14 protein-coding genes are annotated in these 20,267 nt (G+C 73.0%); 8 read left to right on the top strand and 6 right to left on the bottom strand.

Features of this window, described 5'->3' with window-relative positions:
- The first annotated feature begins 168 nt into the window (after window positions 1–168).
- Together EAO72_RS27365 and EAO72_RS27360 are read left to right on the top strand one after the other, a co-directional pair.
- Window positions 169–639: a cation:proton antiporter regulatory subunit gene (locus EAO72_RS27365; RefSeq protein WP_148019850.1), complete on the top strand. Its 471-nt coding sequence runs from the start codon at window positions 169–171 to the stop codon at window positions 637–639.
- Between the two features lie 2 nt (window positions 640–641).
- Window positions 642–1,898 (top strand): cation:proton antiporter, encoded by a 1,257-nt coding sequence (locus tag EAO72_RS27360; protein ID WP_148019849.1) that lies wholly within the window; start codon window positions 642–644, stop codon window positions 1,896–1,898.
- A 20-nt stretch (window positions 1,899–1,918) separates the two neighbouring features.
- Here EAO72_RS27360 and EAO72_RS27355 read toward each other — a convergent pair whose 3' ends face one another.
- Complete coding sequence (locus EAO72_RS27355; protein ID WP_148019848.1) at window positions 1,919–2,473, bottom strand: MarR family winged helix-turn-helix transcriptional regulator; 555 nt, start codon at window positions 2,471–2,473, stop codon at window positions 1,919–1,921.
- 64 nt (window positions 2,474–2,537) lie between these two features.
- Window positions 2,538–3,185 carry a class I SAM-dependent methyltransferase gene (locus EAO72_RS27350; RefSeq protein ID WP_148019847.1) on the bottom strand — a complete coding sequence of 216 codons (648 nt, stop codon included), beginning with the start codon at window positions 3,183–3,185 and terminating at the stop codon, window positions 2,538–2,540.
- Between the two features lie 118 nt (window positions 3,186–3,303).
- Here EAO72_RS27350 and EAO72_RS27345 point away from each other — a divergent pair, with 118 nt between their 5' ends.
- A complete protein-coding gene (locus EAO72_RS27345; RefSeq protein ID WP_148022065.1) occupies window positions 3,304–3,819 on the top strand; it encodes a nitroreductase family deazaflavin-dependent oxidoreductase in 516 nt (171 codons plus the stop codon).
- 22 nt (window positions 3,820–3,841) lie between these two features.
- Here EAO72_RS27345 and EAO72_RS27340 read toward each other — a convergent pair whose 3' ends face one another.
- The gene (locus EAO72_RS27340) at window positions 3,842–5,386 is read right to left on the bottom strand and encodes an MFS transporter (RefSeq protein ID WP_148019846.1); all 1,545 of its coding nucleotides are present in this window, start codon (window positions 5,384–5,386) and stop codon (window positions 3,842–3,844) included.
- 252 nt (window positions 5,387–5,638) lie between these two features.
- Window positions 5,639–6,724: a PucR family transcriptional regulator gene (locus EAO72_RS27335; RefSeq protein ID WP_148019845.1), complete on the bottom strand. Its 1,086-nt coding sequence runs from the start codon at window positions 6,722–6,724 to the stop codon at window positions 5,639–5,641.
- Window positions 6,725–7,028: 304 nt separating this feature from the next.
- Here EAO72_RS27335 and EAO72_RS27330 point away from each other — a divergent pair, with 304 nt between their 5' ends.
- The 4 genes from EAO72_RS27330 (at window position 7,029) to EAO72_RS27315 (ending at window position 17,357) form a co-directional block, all read left to right on the top strand.
- On the top strand, window positions 7,029–7,691 hold the full coding sequence (locus EAO72_RS27330; RefSeq protein WP_148019844.1) for a hypothetical protein: 663 nt from the start codon (window positions 7,029–7,031) through the stop codon (window positions 7,689–7,691).
- 127 nt (window positions 7,692–7,818) lie between these two features.
- Window positions 7,819–9,939, top strand: a complete 2,121-nt coding sequence (locus EAO72_RS27325; RefSeq protein WP_148019843.1) for a flotillin family protein — start codon at window positions 7,819–7,821, stop codon at window positions 9,937–9,939.
- Between the two features lie 468 nt (window positions 9,940–10,407).
- Window positions 10,408–15,339 carry a DNA repair ATPase gene (locus EAO72_RS27320; protein WP_148019842.1) on the top strand — a complete coding sequence of 1,644 codons (4,932 nt, stop codon included), beginning with the start codon at window positions 10,408–10,410 and terminating at the stop codon, window positions 15,337–15,339.
- Window positions 15,340–15,368: 29 nt separating this feature from the next.
- Window positions 15,369–17,357, top strand: a complete 1,989-nt coding sequence (locus EAO72_RS27315; RefSeq protein ID WP_148019841.1) for an NAD-binding protein — start codon at window positions 15,369–15,371, stop codon at window positions 17,355–17,357.
- A gap of 57 nt (window positions 17,358–17,414) precedes the next feature.
- Here EAO72_RS27315 and trpS read toward each other — a convergent pair whose 3' ends face one another.
- Both trpS and EAO72_RS27305 read right to left on the bottom strand, forming a co-directional pair.
- On the bottom strand, window positions 17,415–18,452 hold the full coding sequence (gene trpS / locus EAO72_RS27310; RefSeq protein WP_148019840.1) for a tryptophan--tRNA ligase: 1,038 nt from the start codon (window positions 18,450–18,452) through the stop codon (window positions 17,415–17,417).
- Between the two features lie 268 nt (window positions 18,453–18,720).
- Window positions 18,721–18,876: a DUF6126 family protein gene (locus tag EAO72_RS27305; RefSeq protein ID WP_261991817.1), complete on the bottom strand. Its 156-nt coding sequence runs from the start codon at window positions 18,874–18,876 to the stop codon at window positions 18,721–18,723.
- A gap of 290 nt (window positions 18,877–19,166) precedes the next feature.
- On the opposite strand from EAO72_RS27305, the gene EAO72_RS27300 reads away from it, so the two are divergent.
- Window positions 19,167–20,267: an LLM class flavin-dependent oxidoreductase gene (locus EAO72_RS27300; RefSeq protein WP_148022064.1), complete on the top strand. Its 1,101-nt coding sequence runs from the start codon at window positions 19,167–19,169 to the stop codon at window positions 20,265–20,267.

Raw genomic sequence — 20,267 nt, 5'->3', positions numbered from 1 at the left:
GCGTCGACCCCCGCGTGCCCGGCCGGTTGCGCACCGGCCGGGCACGCGTGTGTGCGGGCCCGGAAGACCGGCCACGGAGGCGGCGGGACCCTCCGGATAGGGTCATGGGCAGCTAAAGAGATCACCAAGTACGTCAGAGACGCACATCGCGCTCCTCGGGAGGAAGCCATGGGAACCCACCGCACCACGCTGCCCGGAGTCGGTGTGCAGTACGACTACACCACCGAGTCGGGACAGCACATCTCCGTCGTCGTCCACCACGACGGGCGCCGGTTCATCGGCTTCTACGACCAGGACGACCCCGATTCCTGTCAACTCTCCGTACCCCTGACCCCACAGGAGGCGACCGGCCTCGCCCACCTCATCGACGCGGCGCCCATCGACGCCGTGCGGACCGAGGGCATCGACCTGGTCACCGAGCACATCCCGCTCGGGACGCGCTCCCCGTACGGCGGCCGGCTGCTCGGGGACACCCGGGCACGGACCAGGACCGGGGCGTCCATCGTGGCGGTGCTGCGGACCCACAGCGCACATCCGTCACCCGGGCCGGACTTCCGGCTCGCCATCGGGGACACGCTCGTCGCCGTCGGTACGAGGGAGGGCGTCGACACGCTCTCCGAGATCATTGCGGAGGGCTGACCGTGCACGACACGACCGCACTGCTGGTGGAGCTCGGCTCCGTCATCCTGGGACTGGGCATCATCGGCCGGTTCGCCGGCCGCGTAGGGCTCTCGCCCATCCCGCTGTACCTGCTGGCCGGGCTCGCCTTCGGCGAGGGCGGGCTGCTGCCGCTCGGGGCGAGCGAGGAGTTCACCGCCGTGGGCGCCGAGATCGGCGTCATCCTGCTGCTGCTCCTGCTGGGCCTCGAATACAGCGCCTCCGAACTCGTCACCAGTCTGAAGACCCAGTACCCGTCCGGCGCCGTGGACTTCGTCCTCAACGCGACCCCCGGCGCCGTCGCGGCCCTGCTGCTCGGCTGGGGACCGGTGGGCGCCGTGGCCCTGGCCGGGGTCACCTGGATCTCCTCGTCCGGGGTGATCGCCAAGGTCCTCGCGGACCTGGGCCGGCTCGGCAACCGGGAGACGCCCGTCATCCTCGGCGTGCTGGTCATCGAGGACCTGTCGATGGCCGTCTACCTGCCGCTGCTCACCGCGATGCTCGCCGGTGTCGGCTTCGCCGGGGGCAGCGTCGCGCTGCTCGTCGCGCTCGGCACCGTCGGCTTCGTGCTCTACCTGGCGCTGCGGCACGGGCGGCTGATCAGCCGGGCGGTGTCCTCCGACAACCCGGAGATGCTGCTGCTCGTCGTGCTCGGCCTGACCGTTCTGGTCGCCGGCGTGGCCCAGCAGTTGCAGGTGTCGGCGGCCGTCGGGGCGTTCCTCGTCGGCATCGCGCTCTCCGGTGAGGTCGCCGAGGGTGCGCGCAAGCTGCTGACCCCGCTGCGGGACCTCTTCGCTGCCGTCTTCTTCGTGTTCTTCGGCCTCTCCACCGATCCCGCGGAGATCCCGCCGGTCCTGCTGCCGGCCGCGCTGCTGGCCGTCGTCACCGTCTTCACCAAGATCGCCACCGGCTGGTACGCGGCCCGGCGGGCCGGCATCGGGTCGCGCGGGCGCTGGCGGGCGGGCGGCACGCTCGTGGCCCGTGGCGAGTTCTCCATCGTCATCGCCGGCCTGGCCGTGGCCACCGAGCCCCGGATCGGGCCCATCGCCACCGCGTACGTCCTCATCCTCGTCATCGTGGGCCCGCTCACCGCGCGCTGGACCCAGCCGGCGGTCGAGCAGATCCGGAAGTGGCGCGGCAAGGACGGCGGCCCGGCCGGCAGGACCGGCGCGGTGCCCGCCGCACCGGTCCCCGCCCCGCAGGAGGAGCCGGAGCTGGCCGCGTCCGCGGACACTCCCTGAGGCCCTGAGGCCCCGAGGCCCTAAGCGGTCTCCCCGGGCGCGGGGAGGTCGGGCGCCCAGCCCAGGGGGTAGGCGCCCGCGCCGCCCCCGCGCACGGCCGGTTCGCCGCCCGCCGCGGTGAACGCCGTCAGCGCCTCGATCAGCGCGGTGCACTGCTCCGGCGCGAGGCGTTCGACGATGGCGGCGACCTCCCGGCGGCGGGTGGAGGTGACGTCCTCCACCAGCCGGAAGCCCTCGGGAGTCACCCGCAGCGAGGTCTCCCGGCGGTTGGCCGGGTTGACCTGTCGTTCCGCCAGACCCGCGGCGATCAGCCGGTCCACCATGCGCATCGCGGTCGACGGGTTCACGCCGAGGCGCTCGGCGAGCGAGACCAGTTTGGCGTCCCCGTGCGTGGCGAGCACCACGAGCAGCCGGAACTGGGGCAGCGTCACCCGGTCCTCGACCGTCGCCAGCGAGCGGGCGGACACCGCCACCAGCAGCCGCGATGCCGTGAGCACCGCGCGCGTCACCGCGTCGACGTCGTCCCGGCCCGGGGCGGACGGTCGTTCCTCGGAGGACTGTTCGTGCGCGGCCATGCTTCTTTGTACCGTGCGCGACGGCCGTACTCGAATCCGGTGCCGCCCGTGACGCGCGGGCCCGTCAGCCCTTCCGGGCCAGCAGGTACACCTCCCGGAACTGCCGCCGGTCGGCCGGCTGGGGTTCGCGCACCATCCGGGCCGTCTCGGCCAGCCCGGCCGTGCGCAGCGACGCGGCGAGGTGATCGGGCCACCACCGGTAGGCCGGCGCGACCGCGTGGTCGAAGACCTGCGTCGGGTGGGTGGGTCCTTCGCTGGCGGAGAAGCCGATGAGGAGATGACCGCCGGGGGCCAGGACCCGGTGGAACTCCGCCAGGATGCCGGGCAGCTCCGGCGGTGGTGTGTGGATGACGGACCACCGGGAGAGCACGCCGCCCAGCACGCCGTCGGCGATGTCCAGCGCGGCCATGGAGCCGAGGTCGAACCGCAGCTCCGGATGGGCTTGCCGCGCCGCTTCGATCATCGCGGAGGACGCGTCCACGCCGAACGTGGAGAGGCCCAGGGAGTCCAGATGGGCGGTGACGTGCCCGGGTCCGCATCCCAGATCCGCGACCTGCCCGTTTCCGTGCGCGCTTACATGCTCGGCGAAGGCGCCCAGCATCGCGCGGTCCAGCGGCCGGTGGCGCAGCTCGTCGCCGAACAGCTCGGCGTAGGCGGGGGCGGCGGCGTCGTACGCTTCGCGGGTCGTCGTGAGGGCATCGTGTTCCACCATGGCCGCGACCCTAAGGGCTGTCCGGGCGCATCGAGGCCGAAACGGTGTCGAACCGTCACCGAATCCTTGACTCAGGACCATGACACCCACCTTTGGACTGTGCAACGTTTGCACCGTGATGCCTGAACCCGTACCTACGCCCGGACCGCGGCGTCCGCCCCTGCCGACCGGAGTGCGGCGCGCCGCGGCCCGGCTGCCCGTCCACATGTTCCGGGCCGGGCTCGGACCGCTGTTCCGGGGCCGTCTGCTGCTGCTCGTGCACACCGGGCGCACCTCGGGCCTGGCCCGGCGGACGGTGATCGAGGTCGTCGAGTCCACGACGGCGGACGGCCGGCGGAGCTGGACGGTGGCCTCCGGCTTCGGCCCCGGCGCCGACTGGTACCGCAATCTGGTCCGTACGCCGCATGCCACCGTCCAGGCCGGGCGCGGGTTCCACGCCGTGACGGCGCACTTCCTGCCGGCCGCGGAGGGCGGCGAGCTGATGGCACGGTACGCGCCCCGCCACCCGAGGACCGCCCACCGGCTCTCCGCGTTCATGGGGTTCACGGTCGACGGTGGCACGGAGGACTACCGGCGGGTCGGCGAGTCGGTCCCGTTCGTCCGGCTGGTGGAGAGCGCTGGGGCGGGACGCTGAGGCCCGGCGGCCGGGCGGCGTCTCAGGCCGGCGCGGCCCCGGTCTCCTCGACCAGGTGGGGGCGGGGCGCGCCCCGGCGGTAGAGGATCGCCGTGATCAGCAGACCGAGGGCGAAGAAGCCCGCCGACCACCAGTACGCGGTCGAGTAGCTCTCCAGCTGGGCCTGGGCCAGGGCGTCCGGCGTCGGTTTGCGGCCCACCATGTAGTCGGTGGCGGCACTGGTGGCCAGGGTGTTGAGCAGCGCCGTACCGATGGAGCCGCCCACCTGCTGGCTGGTGTTGACCATCGCCGAGGCCACTCCGGCGTCCCGCGCCCCGACTCCGGCGGTGGCCAGGTTCATCGCCGTGGCGAAGACCATGCCGAGCCCGAGGCCCATGCAGAGCAACGGCGGCAGCACATGGGCGAGATAGCTGCTGCTCAGGTTGAGCGTGGTCAGCCACATCATGGCGGCCGCCGCGAGGCCCATCCCGAGCGGCACGATCGGTTTCGCGCCGAACCGCGGCACCAGCGTGTTGGTCGTCGTCACGGACGCCACGATCATGACGGCGACCATCGGCAGGAAGGCGGCGCCCGTGGAGACCGGCGAGTACAGCAGGCTCTTCTGGAGGTAGTACGTCAGGAACAGGAAGACGCCGAACATCCCGGCGCCGGAGATGAACATGCCGAGGAACGAGGCCGCACGGTCCCGGTCCAGCACCACGCGCAACGGCAGCAGCGGGTGCTCCGCCCGGGTCTGCCACCACGCGAACGCGACGAGGAGCACCGCACCGGCCAGCAGGAATCCCCAGGTCTGCACCGAACTCCAGGCGTGGGTCTCGGCGTTGGAGAACCCGAACACGATGCAGAAGAGCCCGGAGGAGACCAGCACGGTCCCCGGGATGTCGAGCTTCGGCCGGTTCGCCGGCGCACCGGCGGTGAGCAGACGCGCGCCGCCGACGAAGGCGACGAGCGCGAACAGCAGGTTCACGTACAGGCACCAGCGCCAGTCCAGGTACTCGGTGAGCACCCCGCCGAGCAGCAGCCCCACCGCACCGCCCGCACCCGCGATGGCGCCGTAGATCCCGAACGCCTTCGCCCGCTCCTTGGGCACGGTGAACGTCGTCGTGAGGAGCGAGAGCGCGGCCGGGGCGAGGAGCGCCCCGAACATGCCCTGGAGGGCGCGGGCCAGCACCAGCACCTCGAAGCTCGGGGCGGCGCCGCCGATGGCCGAGGCGACCGCGAAGCCGACCAGTCCGGTCAGGAACACCACCCGCCGGCCGACCAGGTCGGCGATGCGTCCGCCGAGCAGCAGCAGCGAGCCGAAGGCGAGGGCGTACGCCGTCACGATCCACTGCCGGTTCCCGTCGCTGAAACCGAGGTCCTGCTGGGCGGAGGGCAGCGCGATGTTCACGATCGTCGCGTCGAGGACCACCATCAGCTGGGCCAGCCCGATCACGCCCAGCACCCACCACCGGTGGGAGGGCCCGCGCTCCTGTCCCGGCGCGGCCCGGGACGCCGCTTCGGTGGCCGCCCGCCCCCGTCCGCCGGTCTCGGACGGTTCCCCTGCCTGACGTGAATGACGGGCCATGGTGCGGATCTCCCTCACTGCACACGACACCGGACCCCCCGGGTGATCACGCTAGGCGGAGCTCGGCCTCCTCGCATGCGGGGAGAGCCGCCGACGGGAAACGCTGCCGGAACCCGGCAGCGGTGAGCGCGGTGTGAGAGGCCCGACGGTGCCCGGGCCGGGCCCGGCCCGGGTCCGGCCGGTGCCCGAGGCCGTGCGTACGGGATGCGGCGGAACACCGTCCGCGGGCCGCCGCTCCCCGCGGTGCCGGGCTCAGATCTCCTTGGCGGGCCAGTCCAGCAGCCGGGCCCCGATCACCGCGGTCTGCAGGGTGTAGCGGTGCATCGGGTCGGACGGGTCGGAGCCGGTGAGCTGGTGGATGCGCTCCAGCCGGTACGTCAGCGCCCGGACGCTCAGCGCGAGGCGCCGGGCCGTCTCGGCCGCGACACAGCCGGCGTCGAAGTACACGGAGAGCGTCTTCAGCAGCGGCTCCGCGCCGCCTCGCGCCTGCTGGAGCGGGCCGAGCTCGCTGCGCACCAGATCGGCCATCGCCTGCCGGTCCCGGGTCAGCACGGGATACACGAGCAGATCCGCGGCGTACAGCACGGGGTCGTCCAGCCCCATCCGGTCCGCCAGGTCGAGCGCGTCCAGCGCCTCGTCGTACGACTGGACGACACCGCCCGGCCCCCGGTGGGCCCGGCCGACCGCCACCCGGCCGCCGTCCGTCGCCGCGTGCGCCTGCTTGGCGAAGTACCGCAGGACATCGGGCTGGTTGCCGGGCGCGATACAGATCAGCCGGCCGTCCTTCGTCGTGAGCAGGATCTTGCGGCCGCTGAACCGGGCCAGCAGCGCCGACTCCACCTGCCGCGGCACGGCGTCGGTCTCCGTGTACGCCTCCGGGCCCGCCGCCACCGCGACGGCGTGCGCGCGGGAGAGCCGCAGCCCGAACCGGGTGGCGCGCTCGGCGAGCCGGCCCAGGTCGCTGCGTCCGTACAGCAGGTCGTCGATGAACTCCCGGCGGGCCGCCTCCTCCCGCCGGACGGTGAGGCGCTGGGCCCGCTCGAAACCCTCGGCGAACGCGTCGACCGTCTGCTCCACCGCGGCCAGCACGCTCTCGGTGGACGCGGCGGTGGCGGCCGCCGTCGCTCCGGGGACGGCGGACGGCCAGGTGGTGCGGGTCTCGGCCAGATGCATACGGACCAGGGCCCGCAGCTGGTGTCCGGCCTCGGCCGCCTGCCTGCCCAGGGTGCGGCGGGTGTCGAGCTCCTCCCGGGTGAGCCGACGGCCGGAGACCGCGACCTCGCCCAGGATCTGGGCGTAGCCCTCCAGAAAACTGTCGGGAATCACCGGTTCCGCCACGCCCCCACCTCCCCTTCTGATGCGTCACTGATATTTACACAACGCATACGCGCGCATGCCGGTGCCCGGCATCGAGCACCGGGAAAGATTGCCGGATTCCGGCAATGCGGCCGGCCGGCTGTGGATGACACGATCCTGTCAGCACCAACCGGGGGACCACGGGGGGAACACGGGGGTGCAGGGGGACGGGGGAAGGCCCGGCTGCCGCGGTGCCGTTGGGACGGCGCCGCGGCTCCGGGGTCACCACCGGGCCCCGTGACACGCACCGGCGGAGCCGTCGGGAGAGCGGGCAGGGGGTGGACCGATGCAGGAGTTTCTGACCGCGACGCAGTCCTTCCCCACCGTGCTCTTCTCCGCGGCCCTGGTCGTCGTCATCGCCTTCTGGCTGCTCGTCCTGGCCGGTGCGGCCGACCACCACTCCTTCGACGCGGACCTCGACACCGGTCTCGCCGGGATCGGCGGCGTGCCCGTCACCGTCTCGGTCTCCGTGATGGTGGCCGTCGGCTGGTTCTCCGCGCTGACCGGTTCGGTCCTGCTCCACCGCGGCCACACCACCGGAACCGTCCGGGCCGCGCTCGCCTGCGGCATCCTCGTCGGCGCGCTGCTGATCGCCTGGGCCGTGGTCCGGCTGCTGGTGCGCCACTTCCGCCGCTTCTTCGCGGACCAGCCTCCTCCATCGCGCCAGGACTTCCTGGGCCGCGTCTGCACGATCCGTACCGGCTCGGTCGGCACGGACTTCGGTCAGGCCGAGGTCGCCGCGGCCGACGGATCCACCGCGATCGTGCAGGTACGCCAACTGGCACCGGCCGACGACGCGCTGTCGGCCGGGAGTCCGGGCCTGCTGTACGCGTACGACGAGGCGGGCGAGTTCTTCTGGGTCTCCCCGTACGACCGTGCGCTCGACCCGGGACCGCCGCCGGCCCCGCCGCGTACGCCCCGCCGTACGCGTCCCCGCCGCACCGCCTGATCCGGGCACACGTCCCCGCCACGTCCCACCACGTGCCCCGAGCAGCTCCGTGCTGCCCGGGCCCGCGCGCGGCCCGCATGCCTCTCCCTACTTCTCCTGTCCGCACCACCAGCCGCCAAGGACTGTCATGGAAGCCATCTCCTTGGGCCTCGGCCTGATCGTCGCCGTGGTCCTGCTCATCGCGATCGCCCTGCTCCTGGTCGTCACCCGGCTCTTCCGCAAGGTGGAGCAGGGCAAGGCCCTGATCATCTCCAAGACCAAGAAGGTCGACGTGACCTTCACGGGTGCCGTCGTCCTGCCGGTGCTCCACAAGGCCGAGTCCATGGACATCTCGGTGAAGACCATCGAGATCCGCCGCACCGGGCGCGAGGGCCTGATCTGCCAGGACAACATCCGCGCCGACATCCACATCACGTTCTTCGTCCGGGTCAACAAGACGGTCGAGGACGTCATCAAGGTCGCCCAGGCCATCGGTACGGAACGGGCCAGCGACAAGGTGGCGATCCAGGAGTTCTTCGCCGCGAAGTTCTCCGAGGCGCTCAAGACCGTCGGCAAGCAGCTGGACTTCGTCGACCTCTACACCAAGCGCGAGGAGTTCCGGGACCGGATCATCCGGGTCATCGGCACCGACCTCAACGGCTACCACCTCGACGACGCGGCGATCGACTTCCTCGAGCAGACCCCGATGGTGCAGCTGGACGGCGCCAACATCCTCGATGCGCAGGGCATTCGGAAGATCACCGAGCTGACGGCGATCGAACACGTGCGGACCAACGAGTTCCAGCGCACCGAGCAGAAGGAGATCACCCGGCAGGACGTCGACGCCCGGGAGACCATCCTGGAGCTGGAGCGCCGGCAGGCCGAGGCGGAGATCAAGCAGCGCCGCGAGGTGGAGACGCTGCGCGCCCGCGAGGAGGCGGTCACCGCCCGGGTCCAGGAGGAGGAACGCCTGGGCGCCCAGGCCGCGTTCATCAAGACCGAGGAACAGCTCGGCATCCAGCGGGAGAACCAGGCCCGGGAGATCGCCGTCGCGCAGAAGAACCGCGAGCGGGTCATCGCCGTGGAGAACGAGCGCATCGAGAAGGACCGCATGATCGAGGTCATCGGGCGCGAGCGGCAGACCGAACTCAACCGCATCGCCGCGACGAAGGAGGTCGAGGCGGAGCGCCGCGAGGTCGCCGACGTGATCCGCGAACGCATCGCGGTGGACCGTACGGTGGCCGAGCAGGAGGAGTCCATCAAGACCCTGCGGTCCGTCGAGGAGTCCGAGCGCACCCGCAAGTCCGTGATCATCGCGGCGGAGGCGGAGGCGCAGGAGCAGCTGGTCAAGGACATCAAGGCGGCGGAGGCGGCCGAGGCGGCGGCGACGCACCGGGCCGCCGAGCAGCTGACGCTCGCGGAGGCCCGGCTGAAGACCGCGGACCTGGACGCCCGGGCCAAGCTGCGGCTGGCCGAGGGGGTCCAGGCGGAGTCTGCGGCGCCCGGACTCGCGGACGTGCAGGTACGGGACGCGGCGGCCGAGGTCATCGAGAAGACCGGCCGGGCCGAGGCCGAGTCGACGTCCGCCCGGCTCAGGGCCGAGGCGGAGGGCTCCCGGCTCAAGGCGCTCGCGACGGCCGAGGGCACCCGCGCCCAGGCGACGGCCGATGCGGCGATGATCGGCGAGAAGCTGAAGGCCGAGGCGGCGGGGCTCACGGACAAGGCGGCCGCGATGGCGGCGCTCGACGACGCGTCGCGCGGGCACGAGGAGTACCGGCTGCGGCTGGCCGCGGAGAAGGAGATCCGGCTCGCGGGCCTTGAGGTCCAGCGCCAGGTCGCCGAGGCGCAGGCGACGGTGCTGGCCACGGGTCTGGAGAACGCCGACATCGACATCGTCGGCGGGGAGTCGGTCTTCTTCGACCGGCTGGTCTCGTCCATCTCCATGGGCAAGAGCCTCGACGGGTTCGTCGAGAACTCCGACACGGCGAAGGCGCTGGGCGGTGCGTGGCTGAACGGCACGTCGTCGTTCACGGACGACGTGACGCGGGTGCTGGGGTCGGTGTCGTCGGGTGACGTACAGAACCTGACGGTGTCGGCGCTGCTGATGCGGATGATGGCTGCGCCGGGGGCGGGGGGCGCCGGCGCGGACCAGGTCCGCCAGCTCCTGGACCACGCGAGGTCCCTGGGCCTGGCGGACGTACCGGTCGGCACCGTGCCGAGCCCTTCGCCTTCGCCTTCGCCTTCGCGCAACGGTACGCCGGTGGCGTAGCCGGGGCACGTTGTCCTCAAGCGCCGGACGGGCTGGTTCGGGCCGGACCAGCCCACTGGACGCGTCTGCGGGCACGGTCCGTCCTCAAGCGCCGGACGGGCCGGAAGTGGCCGCACTGCCGGGATGCGGCCGGCCCGGATCGCTCACCCGCGGGCTCACAGCAACGGCAGGCACATCCAAGCCCGTCCGGCGCTTGAGKACGGACGGCCCGCCCGGCAACCCGCACACACGACAGACCCGGACCCGAACGAACCAAGCCCGTCCGGCGMTTGAGGACGGACGGCCCCCCGGGCCCACCCGCACCGCACAACCAACGCCCGCACCGCACAACCAACGGCCGCCGGCCAAGCCCGYCCGGCGCTTGAGGACAGCCCCGCGCACCGGAATCCGAGGCCACAACCAAGCCCGTCCGGCGCTTGAGGAAAAAGCCGGCCGCAGGCCACACCACCGCCCCGAGGAGCCGCCCGCATGGACACCGCCACCCCGCCGCCCCTGGACGCCCCCGAGGACGGGGCGTACGACGTGCTGCGGCGGCGGCTCCGCACCCAGGCCGCCGAGCTCGCCCACCGCGCCGAGGCACTCAACGCCCGGCGGACCGAGGAGTTCGGCTCCACCGGCCTCCAGCTGCTCGGCAGCGAACAGGTCCGGACGGCGCAGCCGTCCGTTCCCCGCGACCTCGTCGCCATCGGCGGACAGCTCCTGTTCGGCTTCGAGCGCGGCCCCGGCCGGCGCGACGAGCCCGCGGTCGACGACGTACTCGCGGCGTTCACCCCCGAGTTGGCTCCCGCCACCGCCCCGCTCCTCGCCGGCGAACCCTTCGTGCGCGAGTTCGCCGGCCTCCACCGCTACTACCGCGACGCCCGCCTCCTGCGGCTGCGCCGTACCAACGGGCGGCTCCTCGCCGTCTTCCGTACCGGCGAGAACGCCGAGGACATCCGTGTCCTGCGCTGGGCGCTGAACGCCGACGGTTCGCCCGGCGCGTTCCTCGACGCCCGCGGCGAGCGCGACCACGTGTTCCCGCCGTCGCACGACTTCACCTGGACGGTCGCGGGCCGCGAGGCCCACGTCGCCGGCCGCCACCCGCACATCGCCATCGGCGCACGCCGCGCCGAGGACGGCGACCGCGCCCCGCTCTACCTCTCCACGCTCGGCGGACACCTCACGCTCAAGACCGTCGACGACACGGAGACCCCCGACGGGATCTACCGCGAACCGGTCACCGAACCCCTCCAGTCGCTCGCCGACGCCGAGGTCGCGTACGCGGAGTGCGGGCCGCTCGTCCTGCTCCGCGTCCGGCCGTACAAGGAGGAGGCCTGGCGCCATCTCGTCTTCAACGGGCTCCTCGGCACCGTGCAGCGGCTGGACGGCATCGGGCCCTCCTGCCATCTGCTCCCCGAGGACCAGGGGATCATCTTCCCCGGCGGCTACTACCTGACCGCCGGCACCGCGAAGACCTTCGACATCGCCGAGCCCCTCACCGACCCCGTCTTCGAGGGTGCCGTCCGCTCGCCCAACGGCGAGGACGTCCTGTACGCGTTCCGTTCGCGGGAGGACGGGCGCAGCCTGCTGCTCCCGTACAACGTGATCCGGCAGGAGGTCGCCACCCCGCTCCAGGGCCGCGGCCACGCGCTGCTCGACGACGGCACGCTCGTGCTCCTGCGCGACCCGGTCGAGGGCCGGGACGCCGGCCCGGCGCGCGTTCACCCGGTGCGGCGCTGGCGGACGCCGTACGTCTCCGACACCTTCGCCGCCTCCCGCCCGCCCGGCACGGGCCCGCTCGCCCGCGTGGGCAACGCCGATCTCGTGCGCGGCATCTCCGACTGCCTCGCGCTCGCGCGGAGCGCCGAAGCGACGGCCCCGACGGCCGCCGTCTACGGCCGGCTGGTGGCGGACTGCTCCCGCGCCACCGACCGCTACCACTGGCTGGACGACGACGAACTCGGCTCGCTCGGCGCTCCGTTGGCCGCACTCCGCGACACCGCTCAGCAGGTGCTCGCCGAGTTCGACGCCGTGCAGGAGCAGATGCGGAGCGCCGCGGACGCCCTCACCGAGACGGCGGACCGGATCACCGTCCTCGTCCGCCGGGTCCGCGGCGAGGCGCCCCGCACGGCTGCCGACTGGGTCGACCGCCTGACCGAACTGCGCGCCGCCCACGGCCACTTGGCGGGCCTCGCCGAGATGCGGTACGCGGACACCCGGCGGATCGCCGAACTCACCGCCGCCACCGCCGACGACATCGCCTCGGCGGGCCGGCGGGCGGTCGCGTTCCTGTCCGGCAACGACGCGTTCACGGGCTACCACGAGGACGTCGCCCGGCTCACCGAGCAGGCCGCCGCCCTCGCCACCGTTACCGACGCGACCGCGCTCGGCGAGCGGCTGGCGGGGATGACGGACGGGCTGAGCACGGTGACGGACGTCGTCGCCGGGCTCGACATCGGGGACGGCGTGGTCCGCACCTCGATCCTGGAGCGGATCGCGGGCGTCCTCGGCGGGGTGAACCGGGCCCGCGCCACGCTCGACGCCCGCCGCCGCTCCCTGCTCGACCAAGAGGGACGGGCCGGGTTCGCCGCCGAGTCCGCGCTGCTGGGGCAGGCCGTCACGGCCGCGCTGGCCGCCGCGGACACCCCGGACGCCTGCGACGACCAGCTCGCGCGACTGCTCCTCCAGCTGGAGAACCTGGAGGCGCGGTTCGCCGAGTTCGACGACTTCCTCGCCGAGCTGGGCGAGCGGCGGACGGAGGTGTACGAGGCGTTCTCGGCCCGCAGGCAGACCCTTCAGGACGCCCTCGCCCGCCGGACGGAACGCCTCGCGGCCTCCGCTGCGCGGGTCCTGGAGACCGTCGCACGCCGCAGTTCCGCGCTGGCCGACGCGGACGCCGTGCACACGTACTTCGCCTCCGACCCGATGGTCGCCAAGGTCCGCCGCACCGCCGACGAGCTGCGCGGACTCGGCGACACGGTCAGGGCCGAGGAGCTCGACGGGCAGCTGCTGGCCGCCCGCCAGGAGGCGGGCCGGGCGCTGCGCGACCGCAACGAGCTGTTCGCGGACGGCGGGGCGACGATCCGGCTGGGCCGGCACCGGTTCGCGGTGAACACCCAGCCGTTCGAGCTGACGCTGGTGCCGCAGGGAGACGGGCTCGCGTTCGCCGTGACCGGCACCGACTACCGGGCGCCGGTCACGGACCCGGACTTCGCCGGCACCCGCCCGTACTGGGAGCAGCTGCTGCCCTCCGAGTCACCGGCCGTCTACCGGGGCGAGCATCTGGCCGCCCGGCTGCTGGCCGCACACGGCGCGGACCGGCTGAGCTCACTGGGCGACGGCGAACTGGCCTCACTCGTACGGGAGTCGGCCGCCGCCGCTTACGACGAGGGTTATCAGCGCGGGGTCCACGACGAGGACGCCACGGCCATCCTCACCGTCCTGCTGCGGCTGCACGCGACCGCCGGGCTTCTGCGCTGCCCGCCCGCCGTACGGGCCGCCGCCCAGCTGTTCTGGGCGTACGGGACGGACGAGGCCCGCCGGACGTCCTGGACGCTCCGGGCCCGCTCCCTGGCGCGCGCCCGTGAGACGTTCGGTCTCGGCGCGGCCGTCGACGCGCTCCAGGAGGAGTGGGCGTCGGCCATCACGGGAGCCGGCTCCCGGGCCGTCGCCGCGTATCTCTTCGAGGAGCTGACGAGCGGCCCCGACGGTTTCGTCACCGCCGCCCACGTCCGCACGTTCCTGGACAAGTTCCGCCGCACGACCGGCACTCCGGCGTACGACGAGGACCTGGCCGCCCTCGCCGACGACCTGCCGGCCCGCCGCCAGCTCGTGGAGGGCTGGCTCACCGCGTACGCCCGGGCGAGCGGATCCGACCTCGACGAAGGCGATCTCGCGGAGGCCGTCGCCGTCGAGCTCTGCCCGGAGCCGGTCCTGGCCCGCTACGAGGACGAGGCCCCGCTCACCGCGACCGTGGACGGCCTCCTCGGCGTCCACCCGCGCATCGAGCGGGGCAGCATCGGCATCCGGATCGACGAACTCCTGGCCCGCACCGAGGAGTTCCGCACCACGACCGTCCCCGGCTTCCGCGCCTACCAGCGCCGGCGCACCTCCCTGGTCGCCGCCGAGCGGACCCGGCTCCGGCTGGACGACCACCGGCCCCGGGTGATGTCGGCGTTCGTCCGCAACCGGCTGCTCGACGAGGTCTACCTGCCGCTGGTCGGCGACAGCCTCGCCAAGCAGCTCGGCACCGCGGACGCCGGCCGGCGTACCGACTCGCAGGGCCTGCTGCTGCTCGTGTCGCCGCCCGGCTACGGCAAGACGACGCTCATGGAGTACGTGGCCGACCGGCTCGGCCTGGTCCTCGTCAAGGTCAGCGGGCCGAACCTCGGCCACGACGTGACCTCGCTGGACCCCGCGCAGGCCCGCAGCGCGACCGCGCGCCAGGAGATCGAGAAGATCAACTTCGCGCTGGAGGCGGGCAACAACACCCTGCTCCACATCGACGACATCCAGCACACCTCGCCGGAACTGCTCCAGAAGTTCATCCCGCTCTGCGACGCCACCCGCAGGATCGAAGGCGTACGGGACGGCGAGCCGCGCAGCTACGACCTGCGGGGCAAGCGCTTCGCGGTGTGCATGACGGGCAATCCGTACACCGAGTCCGGGGCGCGCTTCCAGGTCCCGGACATGCTCGCCAACCGGGCCGACGTCTGGAACCTGGGTGAGGTACTGAGCGGGCGCGAGGACGTCTTCGCGCTGAGCTTCGTCGAGAACGCGCTGACCGCCAACCCGGTACTGGCGCCGCTCGCCGGCCGGTCCCGCGAGGACCTCGCCCTGCTGCTGCGGCTCGCCTCCGGCGCCGACGCCCGCGTCGACCGGCTGCGACACCCGTACACCGCACCCGAAGTGGAGCGGATCACCGCCGTCCTCCGCCATCTGCTGCACGCCCGCGACACCGTGCTCGCCGTCAACGCCGCGTACATCGCCTCGGCCGCGCAGACCGACGCGACGCGCACCGAGCCGCCGTTCCGCCTCCAGGGCTCGTACCGCAACCTGAACCGCATCGCCGAGCGCATCGTGCCCGTGATGAACGACGCCGAACTGTCCGCCGTCATCGACGACCACTACACGGGCGAGGCGCAGACGCTCACCACGGGCGCCGAGGCCGCGCTGCTGAAGCTCGCCGCCCTGCGCGGAACGCTCACCGCCGAGCAGGCCGAGCGCTGGGCCGCCGTCACCGCCTCGTACGTCCGCACCCAGGCGCTCGGCGGTCCCGACGGCGATCCGCTGACCCGCGCGGTCGCCGCGCTCGGGCTGCTCGCGGACCGGATCGCGGCCGTCGAGACGGCGATCAGCAGGGCCGCCGACCCCCGCCATCTGCTCTCCCGCCCGCCGTCCGCACCACACGAGGGCCACTGACCCGACGGATCATCAGAAGGGAGCAGGGCATGCTGGGACATGTGCCTCCTCTTCCCCAGCAGCCCCAACGCTCCCCGGTCTCCGGACACATGGTCGTCTGCGGCGACGACGCGCTCGCCCAGCGGCTCGCCGTCGAGCTGCGGTATGTCTACGGCGAGCGGGTCACCCTGGTCCTGCCACCGGAGCCCCGCAGGAGCGGGCCGGAGCTGCCGCTGACCGGACGCGGGCGGGCGGCGGCCCTGTTCGGGCGGATGTCGTCGGCGATGAGCCGCAACGGGGGCAACGGCGCCGGGAACGGGGACGGCGACACCAACGCCGGCGTGGAGGCGGTCCGTATCCTCCAGGCCGCCGAACCCTCCGACGAGGCCTTCGAGGAGGCCGGCGTCACCACGGCCGCCGCGCTGGCCCTCGTCTACGACGACGACGAACGCAACATCCGTGCCGCGCTGACCGCCCGCAGGCTCAATCCCCGGGTCCGGCTGGTGATCCGGCTCTACAACCGCAAGCTGGGCCAGCATCTGGAGACCCTGCTGGACCAGGCGGCGGCCGTCGCCTCGCCCGGCATCGACCAGACCGTGCTCGACGCCTCCACCACGGTCCTGTCCGACGCCGACACCGCGGCGCCCGCCCTCGCCGCGACCGCCCTCTCCGGCTCCAGCAAGGTGATCCAGGCGGAGGGCCTGCTCCTGCGCGCCGCCGAGCGCACCCCGCCCCGGGACGGCCAGACCGTCCGCCCGGCCCTGTGCACGCTGGCCCTGCTCTCCTCCACCACCCATGACCCGGCCGGCACCGAGGGCTCCGACAGCAGCGGCGACGAAGGCCCCCGGCTCCTGCCCGACCAGGCAGAGGTGGCCGCCGCGACCGGGCGCGGGACGATCGTCCTGGAGGCCGTCAGCCGGCCGGGCCCCACCGGCCGCGTGCGCCGGATGGGAGGCAGGGGCGCCCCGCTCGGCCAGGTCTTCTCGCGGCGGCTGCGCTGGTCCGCGCTGGGCGTCGGCACGGCGGTCCTGGGGCTCGCGGTGGCCTCCACGTTCACCACGGGCGACGAGCCGGTGCACGCCGCGTATCTGACCCTGCTGGACCTGTTCGCGATGGGCGACCCGGCGATCGGTGACCCGACCGCCCGCCAGGTCATCCAGATCCTGTCCGGGGTCGCCGGGCTGATGCTGCTGCCCCTGCTGGTGGCCGGGGTGCTGGAGGCGTTCGGTTCGCTGCGCACCGCCTCCGCCCTGCGCAGACCGCCGCGCGGCCTGTCGGGGCACGTGGTGCTGCTCGGTCTCGGCAAGATCGGTACGCGCGTCCTCGTCCAGCTCCGTGAACTCGGCATCCCCGTGGTGTGCGTGGAGGACGACCCGGACGCCCGCGGCATCCCCGTGGCGCGGCGGCTGCGGGTGCCGGTGGTGCTCGGGGACGTCACGCAGGAGGGCGTCCTGGAGGCGGCGAAGATCCGGCGTTCCCGCGCGCTGCTCGCCCTGACCAGCGTCGACACCACGAACCTGGAGGCCGCGCTGTACGCCCGCTCGGTCAAGCCGGACCTGCGGGTGACGCTGCGGCTCTTCGACGACGAGTTCGCCACCGCCGTCTACCGCACCCTGCGCACCGCCCACCCGCAGGCGCTGACCCGTTCCCGGTCGGTCTCGCATCTGGCGGCGCCCTCGTTCGCCGTCGCGATGATGGGCCGGCAGATCCTCGGGGCGGTGCCGGTCGAGCGGAAGGTGATGCTGTTCGCCGCGGTCGACGTGGCCGGGCACCCGCAGCTGGAGGGCCGGACGGTGGAGCAGGCGTTCCGGGCCGGGGCCTGGCGGGTCCTCGCCCTGGACGTGGCCCGGCCCGCCGACCGCCGGCCGGACCTGGCCACGCCGGTCACGGCCGACGGCGCCGAGGGCCGGCCTGCCGGGCTGGTCTGGAACCTGCACCCGGGGTACGTGCTCCGGCCCACCGACCGCGTCGTCATCGCCGCCACCCGCCGCGGCCTCGCCGAACTCCTGCGCAGACGCGGCTCGTTGACCCGGCAGTGACAGCGGCCGAACCCGGCCGCACGGCGATATCCGGAACGCGCCGCCGGGCGACGGGCTCTAGAGCAGGCCGCCCATCGCCTCCCGGACCTCGGCGAGCGTCGCGTCGGCGATGTGGTTGGCGCGCTCGTTGCCGGCCCGCAGCACGGACCTGACGTAGCCCATGTCCCGTGCGTACTCCGCGCGCCGGGCCCGCATCGGCGCCATCCGGCTGTTGACCGCGTCGGTCACGGTCCGTTTGAGGGCCGCCGCGCCGCCGCCCCCGATCTCCTCGGCCACGTCATGCGGGTCCCGGTCGAGACAGAGCGCGGCGAGCCGCACCAGACCCGACACCCCGGGCCGGCCCTCGGGGTCGTACGTGATGTGCCGCTCGGCGTCCGTCGTCGCCCCCTTGATCAGCCGGGCGGTGGTGTCCTCGTCGGCGCTCAGGGCAAGGGAGTTGGCGCGGCTCTTGCTCATCTTCGTGCCGTCGGTGCCGAGCAGCAGGGGCGCGGCGGAGAGCAGCGCCTCGGGTTCCGGGAAGAGCGGCCCGTAGCGCTCGTTGAACCGCCGGGCGACGGTCCGGGTCACTTCGAGATGGGGCACCTGGTCCTGGCCGACCGGCACCAGATTGCCCTTGCAGAACAGGATGTCGGCCGCCTGGTGGACCGGGTAGGTGAACATCAGACCGCTGACGGCCGCCTGCCGGGAGTGCGCGATCTCGTCCTTGACCGTGGGATTGCGGCCCAGCTCGGCGACGGAGACCAGGCTCAGGAACGGCAGCAGCAGCTGGTTGAGCGCGGGTACGGCGCTGTGGTTGAAGATCACCGCCCGTTCCGGGTCGATGCCGGCGGCCAGGTAGTCCAGCAGCAGCCCTTCCATGACCGGGGTGAGCCGCTCCGCCACGTCCCGGTCGGTGAGCACCTGGTAGTCGGCGACGAGGACGAACACCTCCACCCCGAGCTCCAGGAGCCGCACCCGGTTGTGGAGCGTGCCGAAGTAGTGCCCGAGGTGCAGCGCCCCGGTGGGCCGGTCGCCGGTCAGGACCCGGAAGGCTGCCGGGTCCGCGTGGATCCGCTCGTCGAGCGTGGCGGTGCTGCCGGGGCAGGTCGTGGTCATGGCTGGTCTCTCCTCGCGATGGTGTGTGCGTGGAGGACGGCCCCCGCCGGGCTCGGAGCCCGTACCGGAAGAGGGCAGAGAAGAGGGCCGTCCGTAACGAACGGCCCTGGTCCCGCGCTGAAGAGGTGGCCGCTCCTAGGAGGAGCGCCACCAGTTGCGGCACGGTACGGAGGTCATGGGGCGAGCTTAGCGGGACGCCGGGGCGGAGGCACGAGGACTTTCCGCCACTCGCCGGATGCCGTTCCCCCGCCAGGCCGTGCCCGCCCGGCTACTTCTTCGCGTGCTCGCCCACGTAGAAGAGGATCCAGACGAAGCCCGCGAACATATGCGTGGCGAAGACGTAGACGAAGACGCGCAGCGCGACGCCGCGCTCCTTCCACCCTTCGCTCCCGCCGCCCCCGCCCTCGCGCCCCTGCCCGGGCACGGCTCCGCCGCCGCTCCCCGTTCCGGTCCCGCTCATGCGCGCCTCCGTCCGCCCGGGGCCTCGGGCGGCCTCAGTCCCCGTCCAGCGTACGCAGCGGGGTCCGGGGTGACGGCCGGCGTCCCTTCAGCGCGGGACCAGGGCCGTTCGTTACGGACGGCCCTCTTCTCTGCCCTCTTCCGGTACGGGCTCCGAGCCCGGCGGGGGCCGCGGAATAGGGAGGAGGGGCACTCCGTTGTAGGGTGTGTTCAGATAGTTCAACGTTCAACCATATGAGCCTGGAGGCGGGCGCCATGCAGTTCGGGATCTTCACCGTCGGGGACCTCACCACCGACCCCACGACCGGCACGACGCCGAGCGAGCACGAGCGGATCAAGGCCACCGTCGCCATCGCGCGGAAGGCCGAGGAAGTCGGGCTCGACGTGTTCGCGACCGGCGAGCACCACAACCCGCCCTTCGTGCCGTCCTCGCCGACGACCACCCTCGGCTACATCGCCGCCCGCACCGAGCGCATCATCCTGTCCACCTCGACGACCCTGATCACCACCAACGACCCGGTGAAGATCGCCGAGGACTACGCCACCCTCCAGCACCTCGCCGACGGCCGCGTCGACCTGATGATGGGCCGCGGCAACACCGGACCGGTCTACCCCTGGTTCGGCAAGGACATCCGCCAGGGCATCCCGCTCGCCATCGAGAACTACGCCCTGCTGCACAAGCTGTGGCGCGAGGACGTCGTGGACTGGGAAGGGAAGTTCCGTACGCCGTTGCAGTCCTTCACCGCGACCCCGCGTCCGCTGGACGGCGTCCCGCCGTTCGTCTGGCACGGCTCGATCCGCTCCCCGGAGATCGCCGAGCAGGCCGCGTACTACGGCGACGGCTTCTTCCACAACAACATCTTCTGGCCCATCGAGCACACGAAGAAGATGGTGAACCTCTACCGGCAGCGCTACGCCCACTACGGCCACGGCACCGCCGAGCAGGCCATCGTGGGTCTGGGCGGCCAGGTGTTCATGCGGAAGAACTCGCAGGACGCGGTACGGGAGTTCCGCCCGTACTTCGACAACGCGCCGGTCTACGGGCACGGGCCCTCGATGGAGGACTTCACCCAGCAGACCCCGCTGACCGTGGGTTCCCCGCAGGAGGTCATCGAGCGGACGCTGTCCTTCCGGGACGCCGTCGGTGACTACCAGCGCCAGCTGTTCCTGATGGACCACGCGGGACTGCCGCTGAAGACGGTCCTGGAGCAGCTCGACATCCTCGGTGAGGAGGTCGTGCCCGTGCTGCGCAAGGAGTTCGCCGGCCTGCGGCCCGCCGGGGTGCCCGAGTCCGCGCCGCTGCACCCGGCCGTCACCGCCGCCGCCACCACCGCCACTGCCGCGAAGGAGAGCTGA

The sequence above is a fragment of the Streptomyces sp. OR43 genome (genome assembly GCF_008042275.1).
Classification (GTDB): domain Bacteria; phylum Actinomycetota; class Actinomycetes; order Streptomycetales; family Streptomycetaceae; genus Streptomyces.
This window is presented reverse-complemented; position numbering and strand designations above follow the sequence as displayed.

Coding starts and splice junctions, on each gene's coding strand:
- EAO72_RS27320 (WP_148019842.1), top strand. CDS start 10,408: ATGGACACCGCCACCCCGCCGCCCCTGGACGCCCCCGAGGACGGGGCG.
- EAO72_RS27350 (WP_148019847.1), bottom strand. CDS start 3,185: ATGGTGGAACACGATGCCCTCACGACGACCCGCGAAGCGTACGACGCC.
- EAO72_RS27345 (WP_148022065.1), top strand. CDS start 3,304: ATGCCTGAACCCGTACCTACGCCCGGACCGCGGCGTCCGCCCCTGCCG.
- EAO72_RS27315 (WP_148019841.1), top strand. CDS start 15,369: ATGCTGGGACATGTGCCTCCTCTTCCCCAGCAGCCCCAACGCTCCCCG.
- EAO72_RS27340 (WP_148019846.1), bottom strand. CDS start 5,386: ATGGCCCGTCATTCACGTCAGGCAGGGGAACCGTCCGAGACCGGCGGA.
- EAO72_RS27330 (WP_148019844.1), top strand. CDS start 7,029: ATGCAGGAGTTTCTGACCGCGACGCAGTCCTTCCCCACCGTGCTCTTC.
- EAO72_RS27355 (WP_148019848.1), bottom strand. CDS start 2,473: ATGGCCGCGCACGAACAGTCCTCCGAGGAACGACCGTCCGCCCCGGGC.
- trpS (WP_148019840.1), bottom strand. CDS start 18,452: ATGACCACGACCTGCCCCGGCAGCACCGCCACGCTCGACGAGCGGATC.
- EAO72_RS27300 (WP_148022064.1), top strand. CDS start 19,167: ATGCAGTTCGGGATCTTCACCGTCGGGGACCTCACCACCGACCCCACG.
- EAO72_RS27325 (WP_148019843.1), top strand. CDS start 7,819: ATGGAAGCCATCTCCTTGGGCCTCGGCCTGATCGTCGCCGTGGTCCTG.
- EAO72_RS27365 (WP_148019850.1), top strand. CDS start 169: ATGGGAACCCACCGCACCACGCTGCCCGGAGTCGGTGTGCAGTACGAC.